The organism is Phenylobacterium sp. (genome assembly GCF_031412415.1).
Lineage (GTDB): Bacteria > Pseudomonadota > Alphaproteobacteria > Caulobacterales > Caulobacteraceae > Phenylobacterium.
This window is the reverse complement of record NZ_JANOCX010000067.1, coordinates 1-7,913: the sequence shown is the minus strand read 5'-3', so window position 1 is coordinate 7,913 and position 7,913 is coordinate 1. Positions and strand designations below refer to the sequence as shown.

12 protein-coding genes are annotated in these 7,913 nt (G+C 67.4%); 2 read left to right on the top strand and 10 right to left on the bottom strand.

Annotated features, from left to right (window positions below; translation table 11 throughout):
* Both RMO04_RS03365 and RMO04_RS03360 read right to left on the bottom strand, forming a co-directional pair.
* A partial coding sequence (locus RMO04_RS03365) for a sodium/proton-translocating pyrophosphatase (protein WP_309643383.1) occupies positions 1-455 on the bottom strand: 455 nt, incomplete at its 3' end.
* Positions 456-651: 196 nt separating this feature from the next.
* Positions 652-1,110: a hypothetical protein gene (locus RMO04_RS03360; protein WP_309643382.1), complete on the bottom strand. Its 459-nt coding sequence runs from the start codon at positions 1,108-1,110 to the stop codon at positions 652-654.
* A 9-nt stretch (positions 1,111-1,119) separates the two neighbouring features.
* Here RMO04_RS03360 and RMO04_RS03355 point away from each other — a divergent pair, with 9 nt between their 5' ends.
* Entirely contained in the window at positions 1,120-1,704 is a 585-nt protein-coding gene (locus RMO04_RS03355; RefSeq protein WP_309643381.1) for a GNAT family protein, read from the top strand.
* Here RMO04_RS03355 and thiL read toward each other — a convergent pair.
* Genes thiL through glyA form a run of 7 tightly spaced genes read right to left on the bottom strand, consistent with a single transcriptional unit; the run spans position 1,701 to position 6,622 of the window.
* Positions 1,701-2,657: a thiamine-phosphate kinase gene (thiL, locus tag RMO04_RS03350; protein ID WP_405041457.1), complete on the bottom strand. Its 957-nt coding sequence runs from the start codon at positions 2,655-2,657 to the stop codon at positions 1,701-1,703. The two genes, RMO04_RS03355 and thiL, sit on opposite strands and share 4 nt — an antisense overlap.
* The gene (gene nusB / locus RMO04_RS03345) at positions 2,626-3,096 is read right to left on the bottom strand and encodes a transcription antitermination factor NusB (RefSeq protein ID WP_309643379.1); all 471 of its coding nucleotides are present in this window, start codon (positions 3,094-3,096) and stop codon (positions 2,626-2,628) included. Before nusB ends, thiL begins: the two co-directional genes overlap by 32 nt.
* On the bottom strand, positions 3,093-3,560 hold the full coding sequence (gene ribH / locus RMO04_RS03340) for a 6,7-dimethyl-8-ribityllumazine synthase (RefSeq protein WP_309643378.1): 468 nt from the start codon (positions 3,558-3,560) through the stop codon (positions 3,093-3,095). Before ribH ends, nusB begins: the two co-directional genes overlap by 4 nt.
* Before the next feature lie 25 nt (positions 3,561-3,585).
* The gene (locus RMO04_RS03335) at positions 3,586-4,176 is read right to left on the bottom strand and encodes a riboflavin synthase (RefSeq protein ID WP_309643377.1); all 591 of its coding nucleotides are present in this window, start codon (positions 4,174-4,176) and stop codon (positions 3,586-3,588) included.
* On the bottom strand, positions 4,177-4,827 hold the full coding sequence (locus RMO04_RS03330) for a RibD family protein (protein WP_309643376.1): 651 nt from the start codon (positions 4,825-4,827) through the stop codon (positions 4,177-4,179).
* Entirely contained in the window at positions 4,817-5,290 is a 474-nt protein-coding gene (nrdR, locus tag RMO04_RS03325; RefSeq protein WP_309643375.1) for a transcriptional regulator NrdR, read from the bottom strand. Before nrdR ends, RMO04_RS03330 begins: the two co-directional genes overlap by 11 nt.
* A 42-nt stretch (positions 5,291-5,332) precedes the next feature.
* Positions 5,333-6,622 (bottom strand): serine hydroxymethyltransferase, encoded by a 1,290-nt coding sequence (gene glyA / locus RMO04_RS03320; protein ID WP_309643374.1) that lies wholly within the window; start codon positions 6,620-6,622, stop codon positions 5,333-5,335.
* Between the two features lie 176 nt (positions 6,623-6,798).
* On the opposite strand from glyA, the gene RMO04_RS03315 reads away from it, so the two are divergent.
* Positions 6,799-7,227 carry a MucR family transcriptional regulator gene (locus RMO04_RS03315; protein ID WP_309643373.1) on the top strand — a complete coding sequence of 143 codons (429 nt, stop codon included), beginning with the start codon at positions 6,799-6,801 and terminating at the stop codon, positions 7,225-7,227.
* Between the two features lie 101 nt (positions 7,228-7,328).
* Here RMO04_RS03315 and RMO04_RS03310 read toward each other — a convergent pair.
* Positions 7,329-7,913, bottom strand: a 585-nt coding sequence (locus RMO04_RS03310) for an aminotransferase class I/II-fold pyridoxal phosphate-dependent enzyme (RefSeq protein WP_309643372.1), incomplete at its 5' end; no start/stop codon positions are given.

Below are 7,913 nucleotides of genomic sequence, written 5' to 3'. Positions count from 1 at the left end.
TGGGTAAGGATGGCGTAGTAGCCGGCGACGCCGATCAGGGCGAAGCCCGCGACCAGCAGGCCGGTGATGGCGCCGGAGGTGAAGGCGAGCTTCAGGCCCTTGGCCAGGCCTTCCGAGGCGGCCTGCGCCGTGCGGACGTTGGCGCGGACGGAGATCAGCATGCCGGCGAAGCCGGCGGCGCCTGAAAGCACGGCCCCGATCAAGAAGCCGACCGGCTGTTCCCAGCTGCGGAACAGGATCGCCAGGGCGATGAACACCACCACGCCCACGATGGAGATAGCGGTGTACTGGCGCTTCAAATAGGCCTGCGCGCCTTCTTGAATGGCCGCGGCGATCTCTTGCATCCGCGCGTTGCCGGGAGATTCCCGCAACAAGGACATGGTCTGGAGCACTCCGTAGAGCACAGCCAGGAAGCCGGCGGCGATCACCAGCCAAAGCGTAGTCTCAGAACTCATAGTTTAAGCGCCCCTATGGATTGCACGGAGTTGGCCGACCACGCCCCAAGGGCGTTCGCCGACGTTCCAGGCCCTGATGGTTTCCCCGGTTCGGGACGTCGTGGATCCGCCGCCCCTTTATGGTCACGCGACGTTGCCAGTTGTAACCGGCGCGCGCAACGCCCTGTTCACCAAGGCCCGAGCAGCGCCGGGCCGGCTAGGGACGGATTTCAGAGCCGCCACGCGGGCCCGCGGCCCTGGGCGGCGCCATCCGCCGCTTGGGCGCCTGATTGAGGATTGAGACGGACTTGATGTCCTTGCTCCCGGCGATGGCCACCGCCTCGCGCATCATCGCGGCCTGCAGCTTAGCCTCGTCTACGCTGGTATAGTCCTTGGCGCTGGTGAAGGGCGTGCGATGGCCGGCGCGCACCAGGGCGTCGCGGAAGTACGGCTCACGCTCGCGCAGCTTGGCGGTGTTGGCTGAAGTGCTCAACAGCACGCGCACCGACACGAAGACGTAGTTCACCAGCTTTCCGTCCACCACAACGGGCAAGGCCACGGGCGACAGATCGACATACTGGCCGATATCCTTCGGCGCGCCCTTCTTCTCCTCGGCGGCCAGGGCGGGTGCAGCGGCGAGCAGTGCGAGGGCGGCGATGAGGGCGCGTCGAAGCATGGGACCATCGTGGCTGAATATGGTTGCCGCAACCTTGCGCCCCTGCGACCCTTGACGCGCACCAGTCGGGGGACCCGCAGTATCCGTATCGCAGAAGGCAGGTCGGTCAGCCTCCGACGCATCGAGCCCGCCGATCTGCCGCAGATCGCGCCGCACCTCTTCACGGCCTCGATCACCGAACCTCTCACTGATCTTTCGCGACTCCAGGAAGTTCACGCTGCGACGGGGTTGTGGCTGGAGGACTCCGGCGCGGTCGCCATCGTCGAGACTACGGGCGGGCGGATGGTGGGCACCATGCAGTTCTATCGCTCCGCGCCCTGCATTCATGGCTACGAGTTGGGCTACATCGTCCACGACGCCGCAGATCGTGGGAAGGGCTACGCCTCGGAGGCCACACGCCTGCTGACCGATCTGCTGTTCGCGGAACGGCCGGGCTGCTTTCGGCTGCAACTGATCATCGAGACCTGGAATCAAGCCTCATGGCGGATCGCCGAGCGGTGCGGCTATGTCCGTGAGGGACTGTTGCGGAAGGCCGGGTTCAGCACCGACGACCCCGAAGACTGTTACCTCTACGCCCGGGTGCGCGGCGACTAGCCGTGACGCCAGCCGCCGGGACCTGGATCGATCGGGGTTCCGTCGACCAGCACTTGGATAGCGGCGTACTCCGTGATCTCGCCGATGGCCGTCATTCCAACGATGGAGGCAGCGTCGAAAGCCACGGCGCACACGACCTCATAGTCGTCGCCGCCCGACGCCAGCGTCCGCAGAGCCGCGCCGCGATCGGACTGGTCGGCCAGCCAGCGGGTGGCCGCCGGTGAGAGTGGCAGGCGGTCGAGATGGAGCCGCAAGCCTGCCCCGCTGGCCTTGGCGATATGGCCGGCGTCGGCGATCAGGCCGTCAGAAACGTCGGCCGCGGCGTTGGCATGGGCGCGAAGAGATTCCCGCAGATCAAGGCGCGGTGTGGGCAGGCGGTAGCGGCCCGCCAGATAGCCGTCCGGGTCGGGCAACTCGCCCCGCGCCGCCGCCAGGCCCAGCCATCCGTCGCCGATCGTCCCGCTGACCAAGACGAAGTCGCCGACCTTCGCCCCCCCGCGGCGGATCATGCCGCCTGCCGGAACCCAGCCAAGCATGGTCAGGGATGCGGTCATTGGTCCGGGCGTGGAAACCGTGTCGCCGCCCAGAAGAACCAGTCCCTCGCCGTCCGCCGCGAGCCCGGCGGCGAAGGCCTGCCGCTGCGGCCAACCGAAGCCAGGCGGCCAGGCGACAGCCAGGAAGTAGCCGTAGGGTTCGGCCCCCTTGGCGGCCAGGTCGGAGAGGTTCACCCGCAGCAGCTTGCGCGCGATCAGATCCGGCGCTTCGCCGGGCAGGAAGTGCACGCCCTCGACCATGGCGTCCTTGGTGATCACCAGGTCGAAACCTGGCCGCGAGGGGATCGCCGCGGCGTCGTCCAACAGGTCGAAGGCCTCCGCCGCCCCCTTGGTCAGCGGGCGGTAGAGGCGCGCGATCTGCTCGAACTCATCGGGTTCGGACATCCTGGGCCACCGCATCCAGGGCGCCGTTCACGAAGCCCGGCTCGGGGCCCTCGAAGAACGACTTGGCCAGCTCGACGTACTCGTCAATCACCACCTCGGTGGGCACGTCGGCCCGGTGGGACAGCTCGTAGGCCCCGGCCCGCAGGATGGCGCGCACCGTGGCGTCGAGGCGTTCCAGCCGCCAGCCGCTGGCCAACCGCTTGACCACGGCGCTGTCGATCTCGCGCTGGGCGCCGACCACCCCGCGCACCAGCTCGGCGAAGAACTCCTCGTCGGCGCTGGCCAGGGTGTCGTGTTCGGTGGGGGCGTCGCCCTCCATGCCGCGGTCAAAGCGATGGTCGGCGAACTCGCGGATCACCGCCTCCACGCCCGCGCCGGAAACTTCCATCTGGTACAGGGCCTGGATCGCGGCCAGGCGGGCCACCGAACGCTTGCTGTTGGCCGTCCCGCTCATCGGGCGACCTGACCCAGCAGTTGGCGCTTGAGCGCGATCATCTCCAGGGCCGCACGCGCCGCGCCGCCGCCCTTGTCGCCCTCGCTGGCCCGCGCCCGCGCCCAGGCCTGCTCGCCGTCCTCGACGGTGAGGATGCCGTTGCCGATGGCCAGGCGCTTGCCGATGGCCAGGTCCATGATGCCGCGCGCCGACTCGTTGGAGACGATCTCGAAATGATAGGTCTCGCCGCGGATCACCGTGCCCAGCGCGACATAACCGTCGTAGCGCTTGCCCGCGGGGCGGTGGCCGCCCTCCTCGGCGATGGCGATGGCCCCGGGGATCTCCAGCGCGCCCGGCACGCTGATGACGTCGTATTCCGCGTCATGAGCGGTGATCACATCGGCGGCCGCCTTCAGCAGCTCGTCGGCCAGATCGTCATAGAAGCGCGCCTCGACCACGAGGATGCGGATTTTCTCTTCAAGCATGCGGGATCCTTCTCGAACCGACCCTTTAGGCCGTTTCGCGCCAGCGGGCGAGATAGCGCGCCAGCATATCGATCTCGAGGTTCACGCGGCTGCCGACCTTGAGCCTGCCTAAGGTGGTCACGTCCCAGGTGTGGGGGATCAGATTCACGCCGAATACGTCATCCTCCACCTCGTTCACCGTCAGCGACACGCCCTGGACCGTGATGGAGCCCTTGGGCGCGATATAGCGGTGCAGCGGGCGCGGGACGCGGATTTGGACACGGTGCGAACCGCCCTCGCTCTCGATGGAGATCACCTCTCCGACACCGTCGACATGGCCCGAGACGATGTGGCCACCCAGTTCGTCGCCAACCCGTGCCGCGCGCTCCAGATTGACCGGATCGCCGGCCTTCCATTCATCCAGGGTGGTCATCGACAGGGTCTCTCCAGAGACCTCTACGGCGAACCAGCCCTCGCCCTTCTCCACCACGGTGAGGCAGCAGCCGGCGTGGCTGACTGACGCGCCGATGTCGACGGTGGACAGGTCGAAGGCGGTCTCCACCTCGAACCTGCGGTCGCGGTTGGTGTCGCGGACGGCGCGGACGCGGCCCACATCGGTGACGATGCCGGTGAACATTCAGATCCTCTCGTATCGCTCCCAGAGATCGGCGCCGACCTCCAGGACTTCAAGACGGCGCAGCTTCGGCGCCTCGGCGAGGGCCGTGACCGCCAGGGCGCCGATGCCCGGCCGCCCCTCCCCGCCAATGACAATAGGCGCGCGAAACCACTCCAGGCGATCCACCAGGCCGCAACGCAGGAAACTCGCCGCCACCTGGCCGCCACCCTCGACGAACAGGCGCGTCAGCCCTTCCCTTGCCAGGGTTTCCACAACGTCATGCAACTCCGGCCGCTCGTCGCCGACGGCATGCACCTGCAGGACGCGGACGCCGGCGTCGGTCAGCCGCCGCTCCGGAGGGGCGGTGGAGATCACGTAGGTCGGGATTTCGCGCGCGGTGGCGACCAGCTTGCAGCCGTCGGCCAACCGCTGGCGACTGTCCAGCACGACACGGGCCGGCTGAGGACCGGTCCAGCCCTGCAGGCGGACCGTCAGTTCGGGATCGTCGGCCAGGGCGGTCTCGACGCCCACCATCACGGCGTCGTGCTCCGAGCGCAGCCGGTGCGTCGCCTCGCGAGCCTCGGGCCCGGTGATCCAGCGGCTCTCGCCCGTGGCGGTGGCGATCCGACCATCCAGCGAGGTAGCGAGCTTGAGGGTGACTCTACCGCTCATCCTCGGAGGCCTCGCTCAGCCCCTCTTCGCCCAGGAAGGTCGCGAACTCGCCGGCTTCGCGGAAGTCGCGATAGACCGAGGCGTAACGGACATAGGCGACGTCATCGAGGCTCTTGAGCTGCTTCATAACCATCTCGCCGACGACGGACGACGGCAGCTCGGTCTCACCCATGCTCTCGAGCTGGCGAGCGATCAGCGAGATCATCCGCTCGATACGCTCGGGCTCGATCGGCCGCTTGCGGGTGGCGATCGAAATCGAGCGCGCCAGCTTGTCACGTTCGAACGGCGTGCGTCGTCCCGAACGCTTCAGGATGGTCAGCTCGCGAAGCTGCACCCGCTCGAAGGTGGTGAAGCGGCCGTTGCACTCGGGGCAGAGCCGGCGGCGGCGAATAGCCGCGCCGTCTTCCGACGGGCGGCTGTCCTTCACCTGGCTCTCGGCGTGGCCGCAGAATGGGCAGCGCATGATGTAGCCCCTCCCGGCCTACGAGACCCCCAAATACAGGGTCTAGCCGTAGATGGGGAATCGTTTCGTCAGCGCCAGCACCTCGGCCTTGACCTTGGCTTCGACCGCGGAGTTGTCGCCGCCCTTGGAAAGGCCGTCCAGAACTTCGCCGATCCAGGTCCCGACCTGGCGGAACTCGGCCGGACCAAAGCCCCGCGTCGTGCCGGCCGGCGTGCCGACCCGCAGGCCGGAGGTCTGCATCGGGGGCAGCGGGTCGAAAGGGATGCCGTTCTTGTTGGTGGTGATGTTGGCGCGCTCCAGAGCAACCTCGGCGTCGGAACCCGACACACCCTTGGGCGTCAGGTCGACCAGCATCAGGTGGCTGTCGGTGCCGTTGGAGACGATCTTGAAGCCGGCGGCCTGCAGGCTGTCCGACAGCGCGCGGGCGTTGTCGACCACCTGACGGGCATAGAGCTTGAACTCGGGCTTCAGCGCCTCACCGAAGGCCACGGCCTTGGCGGCGATCACATGCATCAGCGGGCCGCCCTGCAGGCCCGGGAAGACGGCGCTGTCGATCTTCTTGGCCAACTTCTTGGAGTTGGTGAGGATCATGCCGCCTCGCGGACCCCGCAGGGTCTTGTGGGTGGTGGTGGTGACGACGTGGGCGTGGGGGAACGGGTTCGGATAGGCCCCGCCGGCCACCAGACCCGCATAGTGCGCGATGTCGACCATCAGGACGGCGTCCACGCTGTCGGCGATCTGGCGGAAACGGGCGAAGTCGATCTCACGGCTATAGGCCGAGCCGCCGGCGATGATGACCTTGGGCTTTTCGGCCAGGGCGACCTCTGCGGCCATGTCGTAGTCGATCAGGTGGTCCTGCTGGCGCACGCCGTAGGCCACCGGCCGAAACCACTTGCCCGACTGATTGACGCTCTTGCCGTGGGTCAAGTGGCCGCCCGCCGCCAGATCCATGCCCATGAACGTATCGCCGGGGCTCATGGTCGCCATGAACACCGCTTGATTGGCCTGGCTGCCCGAGTGCGGCTGCACGTTGGCGTACTCGCAGCCGAAGATCTGCTTGGCCCTGGCGATGGCGATCTCCTCGGCCACATCCACGATCTCGCAGCCGCCGTAGTAACGCTTTCCGGGATAGCCCTCGGCGTACTTGTTGGTCAGGACGGAGCCCTGGGCCTCCATCACCGCCTTGGAGACGATGTTCTCGGACGCGATCAGTTCGATCTGGTCCTGCTGGCGCTTCAGTTCGCGCGAAAGCACCGCGGCGATGTCGGGATCGCTGTCGGCGACGCCGGCGAAGAAGAAGGCGTCGGAAAGAGTTTGCGTATGGACAGTCATGGGCGTGGCTTTCGGGAATCTCGGGACGGACGGTGGCCAGGGGCGCTCTTTAGCCCCTTCGGCCGGGTGAACCAAATGCCGGGAACAAACTCGGCCGGCGAGCGTTCCAAGCTGACCGGAGGCGCCCTTGCGCGGCCCTTCACGGACGTTGTCATCGCGTGGTCAGGGGGCTCTGTATGAGTATCGATGTCGAACCCGAGGGTCGTTCGGGCGAGTTGCTGCGTCTCGGCGCCGATATCGTCTCGGCCTATGTGAGCCGCAACACGGTCTCGGTGGACTCGGTCCCTGACATCATCCGATCCGTGCATGGCGCGCTGGAGTCGCTGGGCCGCAGCGTCGCCGCACCGCCGGAAGAGCGGGCCAAGCCCGCCGTGCCGATCAACCGATCGATCCAAAGCGACTTCATCGTCTGCCTGGAAGACGGCAAGAAGCTGAAGATGCTGAAGCGCTATCTGCGGTCGCGGTTCGACATGAGCCCAGACGACTATCGCCGCCGCTGGGGCCTGCCGCCTGACTATCCGATGGTGGCGCCCGCCTATGCGGCGCGGCGCAGCGACTTCGCCAAGAAGATTGGCCTGGGCCGGGGCGTTCGTCGCGGGAAGTGACATCTGCGGCCTTGCCGCGCGGTTTTGATCAGCGAACCCGGTGGGTCTCCTGAAAGATTTAATGCCGCGCGGGTATGCGCCCTCGCGACCCCAATCACAAGCTAGGCGGCCACGCCGCCAACACGAGCGATGTTGCAGTGGACCCAGAGCGTCTCGAGCGCCCCGGCCAGGTACTCCATCATGTCGTCGTCGTGCGCCGGGGACGGTGTGAAGCGCAGCCGCTCGGTGCCGCGCGGCACGGTCGGGTAGTTGATCGGCTGCACGTAGATTCCGTAGTCGGCCAGCAGGATATCGGAAATCATCTTGCAGTGGACCGCGTCACCCACCAGCACGGGGACGATATGGCTAACCGAGGGCATGACCGGCAAGCCGGCCTTCAGAAGGCGGGCCTTCAAGGTCGCGGCGCGCTCCTGATGCGCGATGCGGACCTCGTTGTGGTCCTTGAGGTAGCGGATCGAGGCCACGGCGCCGGCGGCGAGCGCCGGCGGGATCGAGGTCGTGAAGATGAAGCCGTCGGCATAGGACCGGATGGCGTCGACGATCACCGCGTCGGCCGCGATGTAGCCGCCCATGACGCCGAACGCCTTGCCCAGCGTGCCCTCGATGATGTCGATCTGGTCCATCACCCCGTCGCGCTCGGCGACACCCGCGCCGCGGGGACCGTACATGCCGACCGCGTGGACCTC

Excerpts from the sequence above, each read along its gene's own strand:
- RMO04_RS03360 (WP_309643382.1), bottom strand. The coding sequence starts at position 1,110 with ATGCTTCGACGCGCCCTCATCGCCGCCCTCGCACTGCTCGCCGCTGCA.
- thiL (WP_405041457.1), bottom strand. The coding sequence starts at position 2,657 with ATGCGGTGGCCCAGGATGTCCGAACCCGATGAGTTCGAGCAGATCGCG.
- nusB (WP_309643379.1), bottom strand. The coding sequence starts at position 3,096 with ATGAGCGGGACGGCCAACAGCAAGCGTTCGGTGGCCCGCCTGGCCGCG.
- ribH (WP_309643378.1), bottom strand. The coding sequence starts at position 3,560 with ATGCTTGAAGAGAAAATCCGCATCCTCGTGGTCGAGGCGCGCTTCTAT.
- RMO04_RS03335 (WP_309643377.1), bottom strand. The coding sequence starts at position 4,176 with ATGTTCACCGGCATCGTCACCGATGTGGGCCGCGTCCGCGCCGTCCGC.
- RMO04_RS03330 (WP_309643376.1), bottom strand. The coding sequence starts at position 4,827 with ATGAGCGGTAGAGTCACCCTCAAGCTCGCTACCTCGCTGGATGGTCGG.
- nrdR (WP_309643375.1), bottom strand. The coding sequence starts at position 5,290 with ATGCGCTGCCCATTCTGCGGCCACGCCGAGAGCCAGGTGAAGGACAGC.
- glyA (WP_309643374.1), bottom strand. The coding sequence starts at position 6,622 with ATGACTGTCCATACGCAAACTCTTTCCGACGCCTTCTTCTTCGCCGGC.
- RMO04_RS03315 (WP_309643373.1), top strand. The coding sequence starts at position 6,799 with ATGAGTATCGATGTCGAACCCGAGGGTCGTTCGGGCGAGTTGCTGCGT.